This is a genomic window from Pannus brasiliensis CCIBt3594, assembly GCF_036688125.1.
GTDB lineage: Bacteria > Cyanobacteriota > Cyanobacteriia > Cyanobacteriales > Microcystaceae > Pannus > Pannus brasiliensis.
Genome location: NZ_JBAFSM010000070.1, coordinates 1 through 19,851, shown reverse-complemented (window position 1 = coordinate 19,851; position 19,851 = coordinate 1). Strand labels below are relative to the sequence as shown.

The window sequence follows — 19,851 nt, the reverse complement described above, 5'->3', positions numbered from 1 at the left end:
TCGTTCAATTTAGCTATCGATCACAGTATACCTCATCTTTGTGAGAAAGGCTGTAGCCTGGACCAACGGGCAACCTTTTCTCACCCAAAAAATCTGTAGATTGATTCGGGAGACTTCGGCCCCGATTCCCACGAACGATGAAGCCGTATGGCTCCAGAACTTGATCCAAACCCATGTTATCCGAAATTGGGAGGCCCAGGACGAACCCGAACACCTGAAAACGATCCGCGATCGTCTCCTCGGAAGCCCACGATCGCTCCAGTTACTCGAACTCTACGGGCAAGTCTCTCGCAGGACGGAGGCGATCGCCGTCGATCATCCGGCGATCGAGGAATTACTCCTGTCCGGGTTGGTGATCGAGCGGGAGGGATCTTTGAAAGTCGCTAACCGGATTTACGGGTCGATTTTTGACCGCGAGTGGCTCGATCGACAAATGGCCCGATCGCTACAGGAATAGCTCGGGTCGAGAAACCGTGAAAGGGTTACGGGCCTTGTATCCCCTGATTTCCGTCCGTCGATCGCCGGTCGTTGTTACCCCATTCCGAGCTTCAGCTTGTAACCTCAAAAGTTACAGACGGGGACAGAAAATTAACTGAGTATAAATACTTAGCAGTTTCCCGTTAAAACGCGAGATGATGGAAAGATGGTTAGTCAGGGAAAAAAGCGCGGGAATTGTCGGATTTAGAAGAGATCGAAAGGTTCTTCTGAAAGGCAACAGGAAAGGCGCGCCATGCGGGATTTAAACCCCGCCCGGCGCGCTCGCGGCGAGGGGGAGGGGCTTCCGATCCGTTGGTCGATCGAGGAAACCGGCGACAATTTCCCCTTCCCACCCAACATCTTTACGGTTGCCTGTTACCTGTTCTCAAGGGCCGAAGGCCGGTGAAAAACCCGAGGATCGATCGCTCTCTACGGGCGTATCCCGCGAGATCACGGAGGGAAAAATCGTCGGATTTCAAGGTACTATTAAGCGTGTGTGAAACTACCGAGAAACGGAAAAGATTACCAGTGACGCGATCGAAAAATTGTCCCCGTCCCCTGTTATTTTAGAGGACAGTTCGGGCATAATAAGACTGAAAGCATCCGCGAGAAAAAACTTGAATATCTATCGGAATCAAAAGATCGACTCGGCGATCCAGTTTCATCTTTAAATCCGTACCCGTCCCTTACTCTAGGGGCATTTCCATCCTCCCTGACCCGGAGTGTTAGATTATAAAAATTTTTTGGAGACCGGAAAAATGAGCTATGTATTTTGGTCGGACGTAATTCTACAACACGACATCCCCGAAGAAGGATTATTCGCGGGAGACGTGGGGATGGTCGTGGAAAAACATCAACTCGAAGGATTAGAAATCGGTTACAGTATCGAATTTTCTAATATGTTGGGCGAATCGATCGCCGTCGTCACCCTTCCCGAAAGTTCCCTGCGTCTCCCCACCGGGAGCGATCGACGGAGCGCGAGACCGGTGAGTGGCGCTATCGTTTAAACGATCGAGAAATTTCTACAACGATCGATCGAATTCCCCTCACCCCGTCGCTCGATCGCCACGCGGAATATAAACCCGTAACGCTCGGGGAATCACTTTAAACAGCGCGGGGGTAGTCGTGGTAATCTCCCCGTCGGTATTGATGCCGTGCGGTCTGCGGGTGACGATCTCGATCTCTTTCCCGGCGAGCGTTCGCACCGAAGATAACAATCCCTGTTCCCCCCGCGGTAACGTCCATAACACGGGGAACATCTGCCACCATTGCCGAACTTCCAAACTATATAAATCTAACCGTTGATCGTCGATCGAAGCGTCCTTCGCGACCGGCATTCCCCCCCCGTAATACCGTCCGTTCCCCACCGCGATCTGGAGGGTTTTCACCTTCGTTACCTTTCCCTCGATGCGAATTTCGGCGGTAAACGGGCGCGTTCGGCTCAACACCTGTACGGCGGTCCAAGCGTAGGCGAGAACGCCTAAACGACGCTTTAACCCCTTGTTTAGCTTCTGGGTGATGCGAACGCTCAATCCCATACTCGCCACGTTAAAAAAATATTTCCCGTTCACCCACCCGAGATCGATCGCCTTGAGATTCCCGTTCGCGATCACGTTGCAAGCATCGGCGATCGCGGTGGGAATATTCAACGTTCTCGCCAGATCGTTCGCGGTTCCTAACGGTAGAATTCCCAACGGTAAATCCACCTCGACCAACGTATCGACCGCCGCGTTCAGGGTTCCGTCCCCTCCCCCGATAATCACCAGATCGATATGCGGGCTATATTTGCGAATCAGCGCGGGAATATCCCGAGAATCTTGGATGGGCGTGGTGATTAGCTCGAAGTTCAATTGATGGAGTCGATCGACCGCCCCGCCGAAGTGATCTTTTCCCTTGCGAGCGTGGCGGTTGATGAGTAATAAAGCCCGTTTGGTCATCTTTTTGCTCGGCGAAAGGGTACGTTTTCCTTATGCTAGGCGATCGAGATCCATTCGATCCCGAAGACCTCGGCGAACGCGTCGATCACGTCCCGACGGACTACCTCCAGGCTAATCTCCGGCAGGAAACGCTGTAAACTACCGACGGGCTTATCCTCGATACCGCAGGGAACGATCGCCGCAAAACCGCCCATCTCCGGACAGACATTGAGCGAAAAGCCGTGAAAGGTGATCCAGCGCGTGGCCTTGATGCCGATCGCCGCGACCTTGTACCCTTCCACCCATACCCCGGTCAGTCCCGCGATCCGCTCTCCCGTTAACCCGTGGCGATCGAGAACCCGGATAATCACCTCTTCCAACCCCCGCAGATACCAGTGTAGATCCCGTTGATAATAGTTCAGGTTTAAAATCGGGTAGCCGACTAATTGACCGGGACAGTGGTACGTCACCTCTCCCCCCCGCTCGACCCGGTATACCTCCCGATCGCTCGCTCCGGGATCGAATTTCAAAAACTTTACATCCGCTCCCGTCCCTAATGTATACACGGGAGGATGTTCTAGGAGTAGGAAAAGATCGTCGAGAGCGGGGTTATCCATTCTCGCCTCCACTAGCGATCGCTGTTCCCGCCACGCCAGGGCATAGGGAACGATCCCTAAACTTTTCAGTATACACTTTCGTCTCGGTCGATCGTCTATCTTTGTCATTACTTGCCAACTAGTTTAAGAAATGTAAAAGACCGCGAAGGAAGATTAAAAGACGGGCGGGATCGATGTTTTCGAGAATACTAGGTGTTAATCTAGAAGGTATCCAGCCTGTTCGGAGGTTAACCGTTTTCCCGGATACGGGGCGAAAAACTCGCCGGGGCGAGGGACAAGTCAACCCTCTCTATCGTAAAGAATTCTTGCGCGTTTTCTAAAGAGAACTTAACAGCGATCGCGCGAACTGTTAAGAGAGATTTAGGCAAGTCCGTTAGAATGAAAGTAAAGAGGGAAAAGCCAGAAACGTTCCCTTTCCGACCGGCGGGCGAGCCGATGAACTTGCCACCAGACCCGACCCCCCCAAAGGACACAATGACCATTCCACCGACATCTCGGCAGTGATCTCTACTTGATTTCTCTCATTGGCCATAGAGACGGCATTTCGATCGATCGAGCGCGACAGGTCAATACTCCCCGCGAGTATTGTCCGAGATAATTTACCCCGAAATTTTAGTTGGAGTAGATGAGTATGAAGCTATTAATCCAGGGCAATAATATCGCTGTTACCGAGGCTATTCACGATTATGTCGAGCAGAAGCTAGAGAAAGCGGTGAAACACTTTAACGGGATGACCACGAAGGTAGACGTTCATCTATCCGTGGAGCGAAACGCCCGGATCGCCGATCGACATAAGGCGGAAGTGACCGTCTACGCCAACGGAACCGTGATTCGCGCCCAAGAGGGAAGCGAGAATCTCTACGCCAGTATCGATCTCGTCGCCGATAAGATCGCCCGTCAACTCCGCAAATACAAAGAAAGACAGGTAGATCAGCGCGTTCACGCCGGGGTGAAAACCAGCGAGGTCGTCGCCGACCAACCGGTAACGGCTACCCTGATCGGCGATCGCGCGCCGGAACTCCCCACCGAAGTCGTCCGGATGAAATATTTCGCCATGCCGCCGATGACGATCGACGAGGCGTTACACCAACTGCAACTGGTCGATCACGATTTCTTTATGTTCTGCAATAAGGACACCAACGAGATCAACGTCATCTATCAGCGCAATCACGGCGGTTTCGGCGTTATCCAACCCCGACAAGCCAACGGCAACGGCAAAGAACCCCATTGAGCTTTTAGCGACTTAAAATTCCGGGCTGGAAATTATTTCCAGCCTTTTTTCTATCAGCTATCAGCCACAAGAATTAACTATCCGAGTTAATTGGCTCCTGTCTCCTGACTCCTGTCTCCTGACTCCTGACTCCTGTCTCCTGTCTCCTGACTCCTGTCTCCTGACTCCTGACTCCCGCCTCCTGCCTCCCGCCTCCCGCCCCCTCAAAGCTGTCCGGCGTGTAGGGTCGCGCCGATCAAACCCACCTTGGGATTTTTGACCAGATAAACGGGAACGCGGGTTAACAGTTGACTCATGCGACCTTTGGCGAGAAACGCTTTTATAAACGTGCCATCTGTCATTAGGGGGATATTTTTCGCAACGATCCCTCCGGCGACGAAAAGACCGCCGTAGGGGAGGAGTTTCAGCGCGAGATTTCCGGCCTCGGCCCCGTAAGCGTCGATAAAGAGTTTCATCGTTTGTTCGCAGAGATTATCCGATTTCTCCCGCGCGAAAAGGGAGATTTGAGCGGAAAGATCGACGCTTTTTACCGGATTTCCCGATTCCTCGCACCAAGCGCGGTAAACGCTCGCCATTTTCGGCGATTCGGAACCGGGATAATGTTCGCGGAGAAATTGATAGATAGCGGCGATTCCCGATCCCGAAACGACGCGCTCGATCGAAACCCGCGTCAACCCGAATCGATCGAGCAAATACCGCGCCAGTTGGAATTCTAGGGTCGATCGGGGGGCGAAATCCGCGTGCGATCCCTCGCTCCCGAAAACTTGATAACCGCCACCCGGTAAGGGAGTGAGAAAACCCTCTCCCAATCCCGTCCCCGCGCCGATCACCGCGATCGGACCGTTCGGATCGGGGGGGGCTTCCTGAAGCGTCAACACGTCTTCGGGGGCCAGTCCTAACACCCCGTAGCCGATCGCCGCGAAATCGTTGATCAATTCTACCCGATCGATCTGTAACTCCCGCGACAGTCGATCGGCGCTTAACGACCAGTTTAAATTGGTTAACTCGGACGCGTTTTTCACCACCGGCCCGGCGATGCCGAAACAGGCTTTTTCGACCGCGGGGACGGGGTTCGATCGCGCGAGAAATTGCCGCACCATCGGCACGAGATCGGGGTATTTCTGACTGGGGTAGGTTTCCTCGTCTAGCGTTGTCCCGACGGGAATCGGGCTATCCGGAAAAAGCAACGATTCGGCCAGACGCAGGATCGTTTTCGTCCCGCCGATATCTCCCGCTAACACGATCGCCATAGTCACGTTCCCCCGTTAATTTCTCGACTCCCCATTATAATTTTTCGCTCGATCGGGCGGGAAATTATTAAGGATATTTTCGGGAAGGGGGAAATTTTCGCCCGTTCACGCGCTCATCTTGCGGATCTCGGAATAAAAGACCGTGTTGCGGGTTTTGTCGGGATTCTGGATAATGCTCGTCCGTAAACGCAGGTTCGGACTGGCGAACCAGAGTCTTTCCTCGAAAACCCTTCCCTCGTCCTCGATCGTCAAGGTTAGCGCCTCGTCGCTCCGTAATCGGTAACGACCGACGAGAGACGGTTTGCCGGGGCCGCCGGATTTGACGATCGAACCGCTCGAAGCATCTTCCGCGTCGGCGAGGAATACGACTAGGGTAGATCCGGTTTGTTTCGGTTGTCCCCAGTCTACAGAGTTATTCCAGGTCGCTTTCCAGCCACCGAGACAGTTTTCCCCGTCCCCGCGGAGATCGATCGCTTCGGGGCGATCGGGGGTGAGGAGATCGATCGTGATTTCCGACTTGTGATTCTCGATGTTTCGGGAGGCTAACCGGTAACTGGTGCGTTGCGAGAACCATTGCCCCGCGCAGAGGTTAATAAATTCTTTAATTTCCATGAATCGCGCCCGACGATCGATCTCGTTATCTATTTATCTACCCCATTGTATCCCTAAGCGCTCTCCGATCGTTGCAGGGAATGGATCGCCGCCTCCCGCACCTGAGCGTTATCATCTTTGGCGAGAAATTTCAAGGCCGCGATACTTTTGTCCGTTTTCAGATTCCCTAACGCTTGCGCGAGACGGAGACGGGTTAACCAATCCTCGGAAGATACGAAGGTTAACAGTTTTTCGACGGCCTCGATCGCTCGGATCTCCCCCAGCGCGGCGATGGCGGCCTGTTGGATCACGGTCTCCCCGCTATCTAACGCGTTCGATAACACCTGTTTCGCCCGAATATCGCGTAAATTGCCCAACGATACCGCCGCGCTAAAGCGGACTAACCACGCGGTATCCTCGTAAAACGCCCGCGATAACGGTTCAAACGCCCGGATATCTTCGAGATAGCCCAACGCGCCCGCCGCGTCCGCCCGAATGCCGTAATCCTCATCGGTTTCTAATAATTCCACCAGAATCGGGAAACACTCGTCGGTCTGTTTGACTCCGAGGGCGAACACGGCCATCGATCGAACGGTCAGCATTTCGTCGTTCAGTACCTTTTTAATCAAAGGAACGGCGGTTTCGGCGGGAACTTGCCGTAAAGACGCTAACGCGAGCATTCGGTCTTTAGAATTCGAGCTTTCTAGTTGGCGGGAAATGGTTTCGATGTCGTTCATGGTCGCCCCGGTCTTGTAACATTTCTTAAATTCTAACGCGTACTTTTCTCAGAAAGCGGGTTGACGGAATCTGTACACGTCGCGGATCGTCTGTACCCAACCGTCGGATACCGATTCTAGCAGTCGATCGCCTTTTTCCCGCGTCGCGGCGGTCGCGTCACCCATCACCCCGCTTCGGCTGAGTTCCCGCGTCAACCACGCGAAGGGCAGTTTTCCCTCCATACTCAGCAAACTATCCTCGGGTAATCCGTTGGGGTATTCCTTCACCGCGCGTTCCATTTTCACCTGTTCGGGCAAAAGGGAGAGTAAAAGGCTAGTTTCCGCGTCTCCCGCATGAATTCCGTACTCTAGCTCGTATTCCGAGAATAATTCACCCGCGTTATGGGGAACGCGCCAGGTGAAGAGGGGAAAGATGAGAAAATCGGGATACCGTTGATGGATGTCGCGCGCGGCGATTTCCATGATCTGCGGTTGTCCACCGTGAGAGTTCATCAATACTAATTTCCGGAAACCCGATCGATAGATGCTTTCCGCCATCTCGCGCAGGACTTTTAAGAGAGTTTCTGCGGAGAGGGTGATCGTGCCGGGAAAAGACCAATGTTCGTTCGATTTCCCGTAGTAGAGACAGGGAAGCGCGTAAGCGGGGATAGAATCTTCTAATTTCGTCAACGCTCTGCCTAAAACGCCCAGACTAATCGCCGAATCGACCGCGATGGGGAGGTGGGGGCCGTGTTGTTCGATCGCCCCGACGGGTTGAATGATGACGGTGTTTTCTTTATCCGGTAGGGATTCGATATCCGTCCAGGTGAGATAGGGAAAATAGCGATCGGCGGGAATAAATCCGTGAAGCATATTTATTAATATTATCGGAAAAGCTTGTAGCTTAATTATAACAGTTAAGGGGGCGATTTAGGGATCGATCGAGAAGAGGAATGGTTTTATTGATCGTATCATTCTATCTAATTCTGGTTCATTATTTGTCAGCCAGTGATCGTCGATTTAGCCGAACCATTTGTCCCGATCGAGAAAGCAGAAAACATTCCTTTTCGGTTTAGCTCGAAATTTCCAAAGCATCGGAAATTGTTTACCTATAATCTTGGAAGCACGATCGATACTTCTGGAAAGTGTGAGAACTTTTATAGACGGATTTTTTTCGATATAACTACAAAAAACTATTATAGCGAAGGAAAATCCGATCGATCGCCCACGGCGCATCGATCGCCCCGATCGGAAACCTTATAGCGATCGCTTCCGTCAAGGCGCGGGAGATAAAAACGCGTAATGCTGTAAGATTTTCCCAAAGTGACCGCTCATTAATTCAGAGGTGCGATGTTGAAAAAACGATTCTTCCTTCCTTTATTGCTATCCCTGTTTAGTTTCGGTCTCGTCGTTGCCTGTAACTCTTCCACACCGACGAGTCAAAATAGCCCCTCTCCCGCGGAAAGTCCGACGAATTCTACCGCCATCCCGATCGGCGCGGCCCTCGCACAAACCAGTAATGTCGCCTTATTAGGTCAGGAACAGGTGGTCGGGGTCAAAATTGCCGAAAAATATTTCAATGACAAAGGGGGAGTCAACGGAACCCCGATTCGCGTCGTTTTACAAGACACCGCGGGAGACGAACAGGGCGCGATCAACGCGATCAATACATTAATCACCCAGGATAAAGTGGTCGGGATTGTCGGCCCGTCCCTGTCGCAACAGGCTTTCGCCGCGAGTCCGATCGCCGATCGAGCGAAGGTCCCCATCCTCGGCCCATCCAACACCGCGAAAGGAATTCCCCAGATCGGCGATTACGTCGGTAGGGTATCCGCGCCGGTAGCGATCGTCGCGCCCAACTCGATTAAAGCGGCCCTAAAAATCGACCCGAAAATTAAAAAAGTCGCCGTTTTCTTCGCCCAAAATGACGCGTTCAGTAAATCGGAAACGGAAACTTTCCAACAAACCCTTAAGGATTTAAAACTGGATATCGTCACGGTACAGAAATTCCAAACTACCGACACCGATTTCCAAAACCAAGCCACCGCCGCCATTAATGCCAAACCGGATCTGATCGTGATTTCGGGATTGGTCGCGGACGGGGGGAATTTAGTGAAACAGTTACGTCAATTAGGCTATAAAGGCTTAATTATTGGCGGTAACGGTTTGAATACCTCGAATCTTTTCCCGGTGTGTCAGGCGCAATGTGACGGGATTCTCGTCGCGCAAGCCTACAGCCCGGAGTTAGATAACCCGATCAATAAAGAGTTTATCGCCGCCTACGAGGCCGAGAAGAAAAAACTTCCCCCGCAATTTACCGCCCAAGCGTTCACGGGAATTCAGGTTTTCGTGGAAGCCCTCAAACGCGTCGATGACAAGAATAAAATCAGTACCCTCTCCCTCGAACAACTTCGCCAACAATTGAATCAAGAGATTTTGACGGGTAAATACAATACCGTACTCGGCGAAATTTCCTTCACCCCCGAAGGCGAGATCGTCCAGAATAAGTTCTACGTGGCGCGCATCAAAATGGATGCCGACGGGAAAAACGGGAAATTTACCTTTATCCAGTAATTTGAGGGGGCAGGAGGCAGGAGGCAAGAGAATAGGGGAAAGGTGAAAGGGGAAAAGATCATAAGGTAGCCTTTTCCCTTTTCCCCTTCTCCTTTTCCCCACAAACTCCCCCATCTCCCTCACATCCCTCATCTCCCCACTCCTTACTAACAAAACCGAGGCCGATCGATGAACGAAATTCAAGCGTATTTAAAGGTATTCGAGAGTCGGAAAATGGCGGCCCTGCTGTTTCTCGGTTTCGCCTCCGGACTGCCGTTATTTCTAACGAGTCGAACCCTGCAAGCGTGGATGACGACGGAAGGGGTGGATCTCAAATCGATCGGATTATTCAGCCTCGTCGCGCTTCCCTATTCGCTCAAATTTCTCTGGTCGCCCCTGCTCGATCGCTTTGTTCCCCCGTTTCTCGGTCGTCGTCGCGGTTGGTTGGTGATCGCTCAAGTGGGGTTGGTACTGGCGATCGCCGCCATGTACTTACAAGATCCGTCCGAACTGGTTCGGGCAACCTTGCCGAATCCCGATTCCTGTAGTACGGGACTGGCGGGTATTCGTGAATTTCAGGCTCTTTGCGTGTTCTGGCAGAGTTTTCAAGCGGTATCCCGAAGCCCTTTGTTTTGGACAGCCCTAGGGATCGCCTTCCTCAGCGCGACTCAGGATATCGCTTACGACGCGTATCGTACCGATGTACTGGAAAAATGGGAGATGGGAGCGGGCGCGGCGATCGGTGTGTTGGGCTACCGGTTGGCGTTAATCCTCACCGGATCGATCGCTTTCATTCTCGCCGATCGAATGCCCTGGCCCGTCGTTTATCTCCTGCTGGCGGGTTTAATGTTATTAAGCGTTATCCCCTCTTTTCTCGCGCCGGAACCCCCGAAACGGGACGATACCCCGCAAACGCTATCCGAGGCCGTTTGGCTACCCTTTCAGGAATTTTTCGCTCGATCGGGCCTGACGCGGGGAATTTCGATTCTCATCTTCATCGTTCTCTATAGACTGGGGGACGCGTTGATCAATAACATGGTCACACCGTTTCTCTTACAGATCGGTTTCAGCGCGACCAAGATCGGCACGATTCAGGGGGGAATGGGGATGATCGCGACCATCGTGGGCGTTTTGGTCGGCGGTTCGCTGTTGAGTCGCTGGGGGATCAATCGATCGCTGTGGATTTTCGGCGTTTTACAATGTCTTAGCAACTTCGCCTATTTCGTGCTGGCACAGACGGGAAAAAACGACTCGGTGATGGTGTTGGCGATTAATATCGAAAATTTCTGTGGGGGATTGGGAACCGCCGCGTTCGTGGCGTTTTTAATGAGTCTCTGCAATCAACGCTTCTCCGCCACCCAATTCGCCTTACTTTCCAGTTTGATGGCCGTCAGTCGCGATATTCTCGTCGCCCCCGCGGGAGGCATCGCCCAGGAAATCGGCTGGACATGGTTCTTTTTCGTGACCATTCTCGCCGCGCTCCCCGGTTTACTCCTACTTCCCTTCTTCGCCCCGTGGAACGAGGAAGCCGGGAAGTGAGGGGGATAGAGGAGATGGGGGAGGTGAGGGAGATATGATGATTAGAAGATGATTAGAAAGAGAGCTATTGTCTCCTGACTCCTGACTCCTGACTCCTGAATTATGCTCGATCTAGCGAAACTCGCGGGAAAAATGCCGGGAATTAGCCAACACTTTAAACAGGAAGTGGCGGCCGGTCGTTTGCGGGTCGATCGAGCGAGGGTTCTCCTGAACGAAATCCTGGAAAGACAGGAGGAATTGGTCGAATTACACGAGATGTGGCACGATCGATTTATTTTCTCCGCCGCGGTTCCGATCGAACCCCTCGATACCCGTATCACCCTCTCCCCCCCTCCCGAAAGTCATAGCGTTTTCGCCACCGACGGTTCGCAGATCGCCCCCTCCCATCACGAGATCGCTTACTGTTACCTGATCAACGTCGGTCGGATCATGTTGCACTACGGGCAGAATTTACATCCCCTTCTCGATAGTGTTCCCGAAGTCTATTACAAGCGAGAAGATCTATATGTAGCCAAACAATGGGGGATTCGGGTCGAGGAATGGATGAGTTACCGCCGGACGGTATTGGAAGCGAAAATGTTATCGGAAATGGCCTGTCGTTGGGTGAGGCCGCCGGGAGCGCATTACGAACCGAATCTCGCGCTGGTAGACGGATCTTTGATCTACTGGTTTATCGATAATCTGCCCCCGGAAGCGCGGGATCTAATCCTACCGCCGATCCTCGACGCGTGGGAAGAAATGAAACTCGCTCGCATCCCTCTAATGGGGTATATTAGTGCCTCCCGCAGTACCGAGGGTGTGAATTTTCTCCGTCTACAGGCTTGCCCCCACGATTCGCCGAACTGCATTATCAACTGTAGCGATCTAGAGGAGGAACAAACTCCCTGTCGGGTGGTCGATCCCCTGCGGGACGCGTCTTTGTGGGCATATTTATTGGAACCGGGACAACGCGGCCCCCTGTGGAAAAGTTCTTTAAAAATTCTCGATCTGTACGACGATTCCCAGAAGATTTATTTCTGTTATATCAACGTGGGAACGGAGATCGCGAGGGTAGAGATCCCCGCGTGGGTGGTGGAGGATTCGGAATTACTCGATCGATCCCTCGCCATTCTCCTAGCCCAAGTTCGCAAGGGATACGGCTATCCTATCTCCCTAGCCGAAGCCCACAATCTCGCGGTGATTAAAGGGGGCGATCGAGCGCGCTTTTTCGCCCTCCTCGAACAACAGATGATCAAGGTCGGCCTACACGATGTCGGCACCTCCTACAAGGAAGCCCGCAAGCGCGGCAGTATCGCTTAATCCGGGAGATGGGAAAGGTGAGGGAGGTGAGGGGGATTATAAAGATAATTAATCTCCTGCCTCCTGCCTCCTGCCTCCTGCCTCCTGCCTCCTGCCTCCTGTCTCCTGCCCCCTGCCCCCGTTCACCGATAGAGACAATACGTGTTTCTGCCGCGATTTTTGGCGGTATAGAGGGCTTGATCGGCGGTTTCGATGAGGATCGAGGGGGAGATCTCCATCGTCGGTAGGATACCCGCGATTCCCATGCTCACGGTTACGAATTCGTTCACGGTGGAGAATTCGTGGGGGATCTGTAAATCGGCGATCGCCCGACGAATCCGTTCCGCCACCGCTAGAGCGCCATTTAAAGTCGTGTTCGGTAGGATAATCGCGAATTCTTCCCCCCCGTACCGGGCCACGAGATCGGTCGTGGAAGTCAGACAGCCTTGAATGGCGATCGCTATCCGGTACAGACAAACATCCCCGGCCGGATGCCCGTAATGGTCGTTATAGAGCTTAAACTCGTCGATATCGCAGAGGATCAAGGCTAACGGTTCTCCCGAGAGCGATCGATTCTGCCACTCGATCTGGAGAGTCTCGCTAAAAGCCCGACGATTGGCCACCCGCGTCAGGGAATCGAGGTAGGCCAACTGTTTCCATTTGCGCGATTGCTGTCGCTGGGAACGGGTCAACCGTTGATGTACCCGCGCCCGTTCCAGATGACTCAGCGCGCGCGTGACCAACTCCTCGGACACGCTCGTTTTGCCGATAAAGTCGTCGGCCCCGGCGGCAAAAACCGTTGCGAGCGTGGCGGGATCGTCCCGCGACGAGACGAAGAGAATCGGTAGGTACGCGTATTCCGGATCTTGCCGGGCGACTTTACACAGTTCGATCCCGGTAAAATCGGGCATTTGCAGATCGAGCAATAATAAATCCGGCTCGGTAGCGGTGAGGATCTCCCAGAATTTCCCCGGATCGCTGACCCCGACCACCTCGATCGAGCGTTCTTGAAATAAAGCGGTCAGGACGGCTAGAGAACCCGGATCGTCATCGACGATCATCACGGTCGCCTGTACCGGACACGGCGACGGGTAGAGTCCGGCGAGCGCCGACCACAACCGCGCCGGGGCGATCGGTTTGGTCAGATAGCCCGCGCTCCCTAAACGGGCCGCCCGCACCCGCGGTTCCAGACTATCCTCTCCCGCGACAATTAAAACGGGAATCCGGCCGTGAAGTTCCTTTAAACGGGCGAGCGTCTGTAAACCGTCCTCGATCGCCGCGCTATCGAGATCGAGAACGATCGCCTCGGGAACGCTCGTTTCTAATGTCCGCAGGGCGCTCGTCCGGTCGGGCGCGGTTTCCAATCGGATGCCCCGCTCGCTCGCTTCCGGTTGTAGGCTCTCCATCCATTCGAGCGCGTCTTTACCGACCAGGAGCAGACTCGATCGCTTCGGTGTCGTCGATCGGGTTTCGAGCGAGAGCGCGTCCGGCCCGGTCGCGTCTTTCAATTCCGTTAAAAGCCGTTCCAGTCGTTCGTGATCGGCCGGCGTTAGGATATCGGTCTCCAGCAGTAAATGCTCGATCGCCCTCGCCGTTTCCGAACCCCTCGCGTAACCGAAGGTTCCCAGACTACCCGCTAGACGGTGCGCTTCCCTTTGAGCTTGCTGATAGTAGCCCGGCTCGCCCCGTCTCGATCGCAGTTCCCTTACCGTCCTCTCGAAATCGCCGATCCGCCGGCCTAACGACGCGCTAAATTCTTTCCCGAGTTCCCGGAGCGGCTGGATTCGCTCGATCGGCGGAACTCGTGTCGGTTCCTCGCGGCCGATCGGGCCATCGTCCGATCCCCCGTTTTCGTCCGGGGGCGATTTGAGGCGATACCCCCGGCCGTACACGGTCTCGATCGATTCCTCGCTCACCCCGGCGTTTTTCAAGCGTTGTCGCAGATCTTTGATCAGGTTCGTGACCGCGTGTTCGCTGGGGCAATCGTCGAGCGTCCACAGTCGATCGAGGATCGCCTCCCGGCTGAAAATCCGCCGCGGGTTGCGGAGGAACAGTTCCAGGAGGCTATACTCTTTCGGTCGCAAGACGATCGGCTCCCGATCGTGGGTCACGAGCGCGGAAGTCGGATCGAGCCGTAATTTCCCCCAGGTTAAAACGGTTTCGACGCTCGTTCTCTGTCCCCGACGCGATAGCGCGCGAATTCTCGCCAGCAGTTGCCCCGGATCGAACGGCTTGATCATGTAATCGTCCGCGCCCGTATCCAGGCCGTGGACGATCCGCTCGTTAGAATCGATCGAGGTTAATATCAGGATCGGGGTCGTTTTCCCGGCCGATCGCAATTGCCGACAGACATCCATCCCGTTGAGTTTGGGCAGTTGGAGATCGAGAACGATCAGGTCGTGACTCCCTTGTAGGGCTAGTTCTAGCCCCGTTTGACCATCGACGGCGATATCGACCGTGTAATGGTACGCCGCGAGAATTTTCGACAGGGACTCCCCCGTGTATCGATCGTCTTCTATTACCAGAATTTTCATTCCGATCTACTAATGACTGAGTTTTTTTAATCATCATAGATCGATAAACGGTTCTCGAACGCCCGAGGAAAAAACAGTTACCGAATCGGGAAATTGTCCACGCTTTCCGATAGGTATAAGAATTTTCTGATAATTGGAAAAATCTCTCGATCGAGTCGATCGCGATACATTAAAAAAGATAAAAAATTCCAGAGAAACCGCGAGAGATCAATGTTCCCCCGAAAATATTCCCTCGCGAATCCCGCCCCGGATCGTTCGATTTTTTCCGTTTCCGGTCGCTCTCCGCCCGCCGTTCACCGGGGGAAGCCCGCGCGCGAATATGGAAAACCCCGTTAATCCGAGGATTGAACGGGGGCGATTCCCTTATGTTCTAAGATGTAAGCGATTTAATCAATAATCGTCGAAAAACTAGCTCAGGGTCACATTGGAGCGATCGTAGGTTTTCCGGAAACCGGGCTGGGGTTGACCCTGGATCGTCGTCCAGTATTGATTGTCATTGTCGATGCCGATTTCCGAGGCACTCCTTTCAAGCAAAGATTGTTGACGGTTTTTAATGGCGTGGTGGTGACGCATCATTAACGCCCGAGCTTGTTGTTCCGTAGACATAGCCGTTTCCTCCGAGTTGCAAGGTAGGTTGTGAACGTTTTTTTATCACCCACTAATATATATAACACGAACTTCTGTAGCAAATTTTACAAAATCGCGAATTCCTCGAAAAATTAACAAAACTTAATATTTCGCCGCCGGCGAAGGCAGAAGGCAGGAGGTAATAGGCAGACCGTCGGGTGGATTGGCGAAGCGTAATCCACGAAGAAGCTACAAAAACGCGAAGATTATCATTTAGGATGATAATCCAACTTTTTTTAGAGATTTTTCCTTGTCTGATTCTTGATTCTCCCTCCTGTCTCCCGGCTCCCGGCTCCCGGCTCCTGAATCCTACAAGAGACCTAATACCCGTTTTCCGCGAGGAATTCCAGGCTGATTTCCTCGATCGCTCCGCCCGATCGCTCTCCGAGTAACCTTTCGACGTATTTACCCAGGATATCCCCCTCCAGATTCACCGGATCGCCTGGTTTGAGTCGCGAGAGATTCGTTTCCTTGTACGTGTGGGGGATAACAGCCACCGTGAAGCGATCGCCCGTCGGGTCATAATCGGCCACCGTCAAACTGATGCCGTTGACCGCGATACTGCCCTTGGGAACGATATAACGGGCGATATTCCGCCGCCACTGTTCATCTAATGCCGGGGGAGCCGAAAACGTCATCTCCCAGGAACTCGCGGCGAGAACCGAATCCACCAAACAACCGACCCCATCAACGTGACCGGTCACGAAATGGCCGCCGATCTTGCTTCCCGCGCGCAGGGACGTTTCGAGATTCACAGGAGCCGACGAGCCGAGCCGCTGTCCGAGCGTGGTACGTCGGAGGGTTTCCGGGGAGGCGGTCGCGACGAACCCATCGGAAAAGATCTCCTCGACAGTCAGACAGACTCCATCGACCGCCACGCTATCCCCGATCGCCAGATCCGCCAGAATAAGATCCGAGGAAACCGAGAGATAGAGACGATCGCTATCGACTACCCCCAGCGATCCCAAAGCCTGAATCAAACCTGTAAACATAAACGTTATCTGAGAGAATGAAAGTAGTGAGCGTATACGGTCGGGTAGCCTTTCGAGCGATCGTCCCTTCGCCTCTAGAGACCGTTTACTTTTCGGGAAATATTCCAGATCGTTTCGGGTATCCCGGTGCATACTGTGATTGTAGCGATACACCGATCGTCGCGTCAGCCATCGCCCCGTCTCCCTAGCCGCTCCCTACCTTGGAGAAGCCATAGCCATGATCGAAATGAAAGTTGCCGGAATCGCTTTAGACGCTATCACCCGTAGTCCGATCGTTCTGCTCAAGGATGGCACCGAACGTCGCGCCTTACCGATCTATATCGGGCAAGATCAAGCGAAAGCGATCATCGGCGCGCTAGAGCAACAAAAACCACCGCGTCCTCTCACCCATGACCTGATCGTGAATTTATTCGAGGCGTGGGAGATGGAATTGGAGAAAATTATTATCCACTCTCTACAGGATAATACATTTTACGCCGTTCTCTGCCTAAAAAGAGGGGAAACCAAGAAAGAAATCGATTGCCGTCCCAGTGATGCCATCGCGATCGCCCTCCGTACCGATAGCCCCGTCTGGGTGATGGAGGAAGTGATCGCCGATGCCTCGATCCCGGTCGATCGAGATGCCGATGAACGGGAACGGAAGGCTTTCCGCGATTTCGTCTCCAACCTCAGCCCCTCGGATCTAATCCAACGCGGCGGCGGCGATCCGGACAATTCTTGAGACAAGCTATCAGCTATCAGCCGTCAGCTATCAGCCCGCTATACTCGGTTTATCGAGTGTAGAAGGGTTTCGATCGAAAGTTATCGCCCGATACGCCGATAATTCAATCGGAAAGCCGGACGCTGAAAGCTGAAAACGAACTCCTGACCCCTCAAAAGATGATACCTCTCACGGAATTCATTTTTGAGAATCTAAAATCGGGAATGAATGCCGATTTTAAAAGATAAATTGGTTAGAAGTGGAATTTTCGAGCGTATGATTTTGTATTCCATCTCCTGCCTCCTGACTCCTGACTCCTGACTCCTCAAAAAATGCAGTACCGACGGTTCGGGAAAACGGATTTATACCTCTCGGTGTTCTCGCTGGGGACGATGCGCTGTTTGTCCGGCGAGGACGTTTTCGAGAGAACCCTGCACCGGGCGATCGAACTGGGCATCAATCATATCGAGACGGCGCGGGGGTACGGACAGGCGGAAATTTTCCTCGGAAACTGTCTACGACGCGGGATTCCCGTCCCTAGAGAGAAAATATACCTCACCACGAAAGTAACCCCGAGCGATCGAGCGTCGATGAGAGAGAGTATCGAGAACTCGATCGAGCGTCTGAGAGTCGATTATCTCGATTGTCTAGCCATTCACGGCATTAATACGGGCGAACACCTCCGCCAAATTACCGACCCGAACGGCTGTATGGACGCGGTACGGGAGGCGAAAAAAGCCGGACTGATCCGCCACGTCGGTTTCTCCACCCACGCGCCTTTAGAAATTATCCTCGAAACCCTCGATACAGATTTCTTCGATTTTGTCAATATACATTATTACTATTTTTTCCAGCGTCACGAGAGAGCGATCGAGCGGGCGCGTCAGAAGGATATGGGGATTTTTATCATCTCGCCCGCGGATAAGGGAGGTCGTCTGTATACTCCCCCCGACACCTTGCGAGATTTATGCGCGCCCTTCTCTCCCCTCGCGCTGAATTACCGCTTTTTATTGAGCGATCCGCGGATTACCACCCTCAGCGTCGGCCCGGCGAACCCGGACGAGTTAATCGAACCGAACCAGGTGGCGGACGCGACGTACCCGTTAACCGAGGAAGAAAAAGACGCGTTCGATCGACTGGAAACCCATCTATCCGAACGATTGGGGACGGAAAAATGTAGCCAGTGCTATCAATGCCTTCCCTGTCCCGAAGATATCGCCATTCCCGAAGTGTTGAGACTGCGAAATCTGGCGGTAGGGTACGGGATGACCGATTTCGGACAGTATCGTTACCGGATGTTCGAGAACGCGGGCCATTGGTTCCCCGGACGGAAGGCGAATCACTGCACTCACTGCGGGGACTGTTTACCGCGATGCCCGGAGAAACTGGATATCCCCGCGCTACTGCTCGACACGCACCGACGGCTGAACGGCTCTCCCCGACGACGTTTGTGGGAATCCTAGGACAAAATACTCAAAATCTTCGATCGGGGATCGTCAAATGGTGAAAACTATCTTAAGATTATCAGGTAAGAGAATTAACTTTCTTGACGATCCAGAGTCAAAAAACAGGAAATAGATTAGGAGTAAAGGATATGGCACTTGTCCCCATGCGGCTACTGTTAGATCACGCGGCCGAGAATGGATACGGGATTCCCGCTTTTAACGTAAATAACATGGAGCAGATCCAGGCGATCATGCAAGCGGCGGCCGAAACCGACAGCCCCGTTATCCTGCAAGCCTCGCGTGGCGCTCGCAAATACGCGGGGGAAAACTTCCTGCGTCATCTGATTTTAGCGGCGGTGGAAACCTATCCCCAAATCCCCATCGTCATGCACCAAGATCACGGTAACGAACCCGCCACCTGCTATTCGGCGATTCGCAACGGTTTTACCAGCGTCATGATGGACGGTTCCCTCGAAGCCGACGCGAAAACCCCCGCCAGCTACGATTATAACGTCGCCGTTACCTCGGAAGTGGTCAAAGTGGCTCACTCCGTCGGTGCTAGTGTCGAAGGTGAACTCGGTTGCCTCGGTTCCCTGGAAACCGGGAAAGGCGAAGCGGAAGACGGTCACGGTTTTGAAGGCGAACTCGACCACTCCATGCTGTTAACCGATCCCGATGAAGCCGTTGATTTCGTCGAAAGAACCCAAGTAGACGCGCTCGCGGTCGCCATCGGAACCAGCCACGGCGCGTACAAATTCACCCGGAAACCCACCGGGGAAATCCTCGCCATCAGCCGCGTGGAAGAAATCCACCGTCGTCTGCCCAACACCCACCTCGTCATGCACGGTTCTTCCTCCGTTCCCGAAGATCTCATCGCGATGATCAACGAGTACGGCGGCGCGATTCCCGAAACCTACGGGGTTCCCGTGGAAGAAATCCAGAAAGGGATCAAGAGCGGTGTTCGCAAGATCAATATCGACACCGACTGCCGTTTGGCGATTACCGCCGCGGTTCGCGAAGCGTTGGCGAAGAACCCCAAAGAGTTTGACCCCCGCCACTTCCTGAAACCCTCGATCAAGTATATGCAGAAAGTCTGTTCCGATCGCTACCAGCAGTTCGGAACCGCCGGCAACGCCAGCAAGATCAAACAGGTTTCCCTCGATGATTACGCGGCGAAATACGCGAAAGGGGAATTAACCCAAGTCAGCAAAAAAGTGGTCGCCGTCTAATCGGTAAGTTAGATCGATCGAATAATCTCGGTAGGGACTGGACTTCGGTTCGGTCTCTATCGTTTTGGAGTTATTTCTCTTTCGACCCGGCGAGCGCGCTTTATAGCAAAGAAAGGGTAGATTAGGACAAGACACGGAAAGCGTTATCGATAGCAT

Annotated in this window: 19 protein-coding genes; 9 read left to right on the top strand and 10 right to left on the bottom strand. The window is 53.3% G+C overall.

The window, feature by feature from the left end:
* Positions 1 to 40: 40 nt before the first annotated feature.
* Together V0288_RS22890 and V0288_RS22885 are read left to right on the top strand one after the other, a co-directional pair.
* A complete protein-coding gene (locus tag V0288_RS22890; RefSeq protein ID WP_332867503.1) occupies positions 41 to 457 on the top strand; it encodes a hypothetical protein in 417 nt (138 codons plus the stop codon).
* A gap of 778 nt (positions 458 to 1,235) precedes the next feature.
* The gene (locus V0288_RS22885; RefSeq protein WP_332867502.1) at positions 1,236 to 1,484 is read left to right on the top strand and encodes a DUF4926 domain-containing protein; all 249 of its coding nucleotides are present in this window, start codon (positions 1,236 to 1,238) and stop codon (positions 1,482 to 1,484) included.
* A 39-nt stretch (positions 1,485 to 1,523) separates the two neighbouring features.
* Here the strand turns inward: V0288_RS22885 and V0288_RS22880 are convergent, their stop codons facing one another.
* On the bottom strand, positions 1,524 to 2,414 hold the full coding sequence (locus V0288_RS22880) for a lipid kinase (protein WP_332867501.1): 891 nt from the start codon (positions 2,412 to 2,414) through the stop codon (positions 1,524 to 1,526).
* Positions 2,415 to 2,449: 35 nt separating this feature from the next.
* Complete coding sequence (gene lipB / locus V0288_RS22875; RefSeq protein WP_332867500.1) at positions 2,450 to 3,118, bottom strand: lipoyl(octanoyl) transferase LipB; 669 nt, start codon at positions 3,116 to 3,118, stop codon at positions 2,450 to 2,452.
* Between the two features lie 523 nt (positions 3,119 to 3,641).
* Between lipB and hpf the strand changes: the two genes are divergently transcribed.
* Positions 3,642 to 4,241, top strand: a complete 600-nt coding sequence (gene hpf, locus V0288_RS22870) for a ribosome hibernation-promoting factor, HPF/YfiA family (RefSeq protein WP_332867499.1) — start codon at positions 3,642 to 3,644, stop codon at positions 4,239 to 4,241.
* A gap of 60 nt (positions 4,242 to 4,301) precedes the next feature.
* On the opposite strand, the gene V0288_RS22865 is transcribed toward hpf, so the two are convergent.
* The 5 genes from V0288_RS22865 to V0288_RS22845 all read right to left on the bottom strand — a co-directional run bounded on the left by V0288_RS22865 (position 4,302) and on the right by V0288_RS22845 (position 7,671).
* Positions 4,302 to 4,448 (bottom strand): hypothetical protein, encoded by a 147-nt coding sequence (locus tag V0288_RS22865; RefSeq protein WP_332867498.1) that lies wholly within the window; start codon positions 4,446 to 4,448, stop codon positions 4,302 to 4,304.
* Positions 4,445 to 5,491, bottom strand: coding sequence for a glucokinase (locus V0288_RS22860; RefSeq protein ID WP_332867504.1), 1,047 nt, complete (start codon positions 5,489 to 5,491; stop codon positions 4,445 to 4,447). Before V0288_RS22860 ends, V0288_RS22865 begins: the two co-directional genes overlap by 4 nt.
* Before the next feature lie 105 nt (positions 5,492 to 5,596).
* A complete protein-coding gene (locus tag V0288_RS22855) occupies positions 5,597 to 6,103 on the bottom strand; it encodes a phycobiliprotein lyase (protein ID WP_332867497.1) in 507 nt (168 codons plus the stop codon).
* Between the two features lie 53 nt (positions 6,104 to 6,156).
* Positions 6,157 to 6,819: a HEAT repeat domain-containing protein gene (locus tag V0288_RS22850; RefSeq protein WP_332867496.1), complete on the bottom strand. Its 663-nt coding sequence runs from the start codon at positions 6,817 to 6,819 to the stop codon at positions 6,157 to 6,159.
* A 48-nt stretch (positions 6,820 to 6,867) separates the two neighbouring features.
* Entirely contained in the window at positions 6,868 to 7,671 is an 804-nt protein-coding gene (locus tag V0288_RS22845) for a creatininase family protein (protein ID WP_332867495.1), read from the bottom strand.
* A 477-nt stretch (positions 7,672 to 8,148) separates the two neighbouring features.
* On the opposite strand from V0288_RS22845, the gene V0288_RS22840 reads away from it, so the two are divergent.
* From V0288_RS22840 to V0288_RS22830, 3 genes are all read left to right on the top strand, one after another.
* The gene (locus V0288_RS22840; RefSeq protein WP_332867494.1) at positions 8,149 to 9,372 is read left to right on the top strand and encodes an ABC transporter substrate-binding protein; all 1,224 of its coding nucleotides are present in this window, start codon (positions 8,149 to 8,151) and stop codon (positions 9,370 to 9,372) included.
* A 168-nt stretch (positions 9,373 to 9,540) separates the two neighbouring features.
* On the top strand, positions 9,541 to 10,890 hold the full coding sequence (locus tag V0288_RS22835) for an AmpG family muropeptide MFS transporter (protein WP_332867493.1): 1,350 nt from the start codon (positions 9,541 to 9,543) through the stop codon (positions 10,888 to 10,890).
* 102 nt (positions 10,891 to 10,992) lie between these two features.
* Positions 10,993 to 12,189 (top strand): DNA double-strand break repair nuclease NurA, encoded by a 1,197-nt coding sequence (locus V0288_RS22830; RefSeq protein ID WP_332867492.1) that lies wholly within the window; start codon positions 10,993 to 10,995, stop codon positions 12,187 to 12,189.
* A gap of 122 nt (positions 12,190 to 12,311) precedes the next feature.
* On the opposite strand, the gene V0288_RS22825 is transcribed toward V0288_RS22830, so the two are convergent.
* The 3 genes from V0288_RS22825 to V0288_RS22815 form a co-directional block, all read right to left on the bottom strand.
* Complete coding sequence (locus V0288_RS22825) at positions 12,312 to 14,702, bottom strand: response regulator (RefSeq protein ID WP_332867491.1); 2,391 nt, start codon at positions 14,700 to 14,702, stop codon at positions 12,312 to 12,314.
* Positions 14,703 to 15,110: 408 nt separating this feature from the next.
* Complete coding sequence (gene gifA / locus V0288_RS22820) at positions 15,111 to 15,308, bottom strand: glutamine synthetase inactivation factor IF7A (RefSeq protein WP_332867490.1); 198 nt, start codon at positions 15,306 to 15,308, stop codon at positions 15,111 to 15,113.
* Between the two features lie 341 nt (positions 15,309 to 15,649).
* A complete protein-coding gene (locus V0288_RS22815) occupies positions 15,650 to 16,321 on the bottom strand; it encodes a riboflavin synthase (protein WP_332867489.1) in 672 nt (223 codons plus the stop codon).
* A gap of 217 nt (positions 16,322 to 16,538) precedes the next feature.
* Between V0288_RS22815 and V0288_RS22810 the strand changes: the two genes are divergently transcribed.
* From V0288_RS22810 to fba, 3 genes are all read left to right on the top strand, one after another.
* Positions 16,539 to 17,042 (top strand): bifunctional nuclease family protein, encoded by a 504-nt coding sequence (locus tag V0288_RS22810; RefSeq protein WP_332867488.1) that lies wholly within the window; start codon positions 16,539 to 16,541, stop codon positions 17,040 to 17,042.
* Between the two features lie 311 nt (positions 17,043 to 17,353).
* Positions 17,354 to 18,484, top strand: a complete 1,131-nt coding sequence (locus V0288_RS22805; protein ID WP_332867487.1) for an aldo/keto reductase — start codon at positions 17,354 to 17,356, stop codon at positions 18,482 to 18,484.
* 131 nt (positions 18,485 to 18,615) lie between these two features.
* Entirely contained in the window at positions 18,616 to 19,695 is a 1,080-nt protein-coding gene (gene fba, locus V0288_RS22800; RefSeq protein ID WP_332867486.1) for a class II fructose-bisphosphate aldolase, read from the top strand.
* The last annotated feature ends 156 nt before the right edge of the window (positions 19,696 to 19,851 follow it).

Coding starts and splice junctions, on each gene's coding strand:
- V0288_RS22885 (WP_332867502.1), top strand. CDS start 1,236: ATGAGCTATGTATTTTGGTCGGACGTAATTCTACAACACGACATCCCC.
- V0288_RS22880 (WP_332867501.1), bottom strand. CDS start 2,414: ATGACCAAACGGGCTTTATTACTCATCAACCGCCACGCTCGCAAGGGA.
- lipB (WP_332867500.1), bottom strand. CDS start 3,118: ATGACAAAGATAGACGATCGACCGAGACGAAAGTGTATACTGAAAAGT.
- hpf (WP_332867499.1), top strand. CDS start 3,642: ATGAAGCTATTAATCCAGGGCAATAATATCGCTGTTACCGAGGCTATT.
- V0288_RS22860 (WP_332867504.1), bottom strand. CDS start 5,491: ATGGCGATCGTGTTAGCGGGAGATATCGGCGGGACGAAAACGATCCTG.
- V0288_RS22855 (WP_332867497.1), bottom strand. CDS start 6,103: ATGGAAATTAAAGAATTTATTAACCTCTGCGCGGGGCAATGGTTCTCG.
- V0288_RS22850 (WP_332867496.1), bottom strand. CDS start 6,819: ATGAACGACATCGAAACCATTTCCCGCCAACTAGAAAGCTCGAATTCT.
- V0288_RS22845 (WP_332867495.1), bottom strand. CDS start 7,671: ATGCTTCACGGATTTATTCCCGCCGATCGCTATTTTCCCTATCTCACC.
- V0288_RS22840 (WP_332867494.1), top strand. CDS start 8,149: ATGTTGAAAAAACGATTCTTCCTTCCTTTATTGCTATCCCTGTTTAGT.
- V0288_RS22835 (WP_332867493.1), top strand. CDS start 9,541: ATGAACGAAATTCAAGCGTATTTAAAGGTATTCGAGAGTCGGAAAATG.
- V0288_RS22830 (WP_332867492.1), top strand. CDS start 10,993: ATGCTCGATCTAGCGAAACTCGCGGGAAAAATGCCGGGAATTAGCCAA.
- V0288_RS22825 (WP_332867491.1), bottom strand. CDS start 14,702: ATGAAAATTCTGGTAATAGAAGACGATCGATACACGGGGGAGTCCCTG.
- gifA (WP_332867490.1), bottom strand. CDS start 15,308: ATGTCTACGGAACAACAAGCTCGGGCGTTAATGATGCGTCACCACCAC.
- V0288_RS22815 (WP_332867489.1), bottom strand. CDS start 16,321: ATGTTTACAGGTTTGATTCAGGCTTTGGGATCGCTGGGGGTAGTCGAT.
- V0288_RS22810 (WP_332867488.1), top strand. CDS start 16,539: ATGATCGAAATGAAAGTTGCCGGAATCGCTTTAGACGCTATCACCCGT.
- V0288_RS22805 (WP_332867487.1), top strand. CDS start 17,354: ATGCAGTACCGACGGTTCGGGAAAACGGATTTATACCTCTCGGTGTTC.
- fba (WP_332867486.1), top strand. CDS start 18,616: ATGGCACTTGTCCCCATGCGGCTACTGTTAGATCACGCGGCCGAGAAT.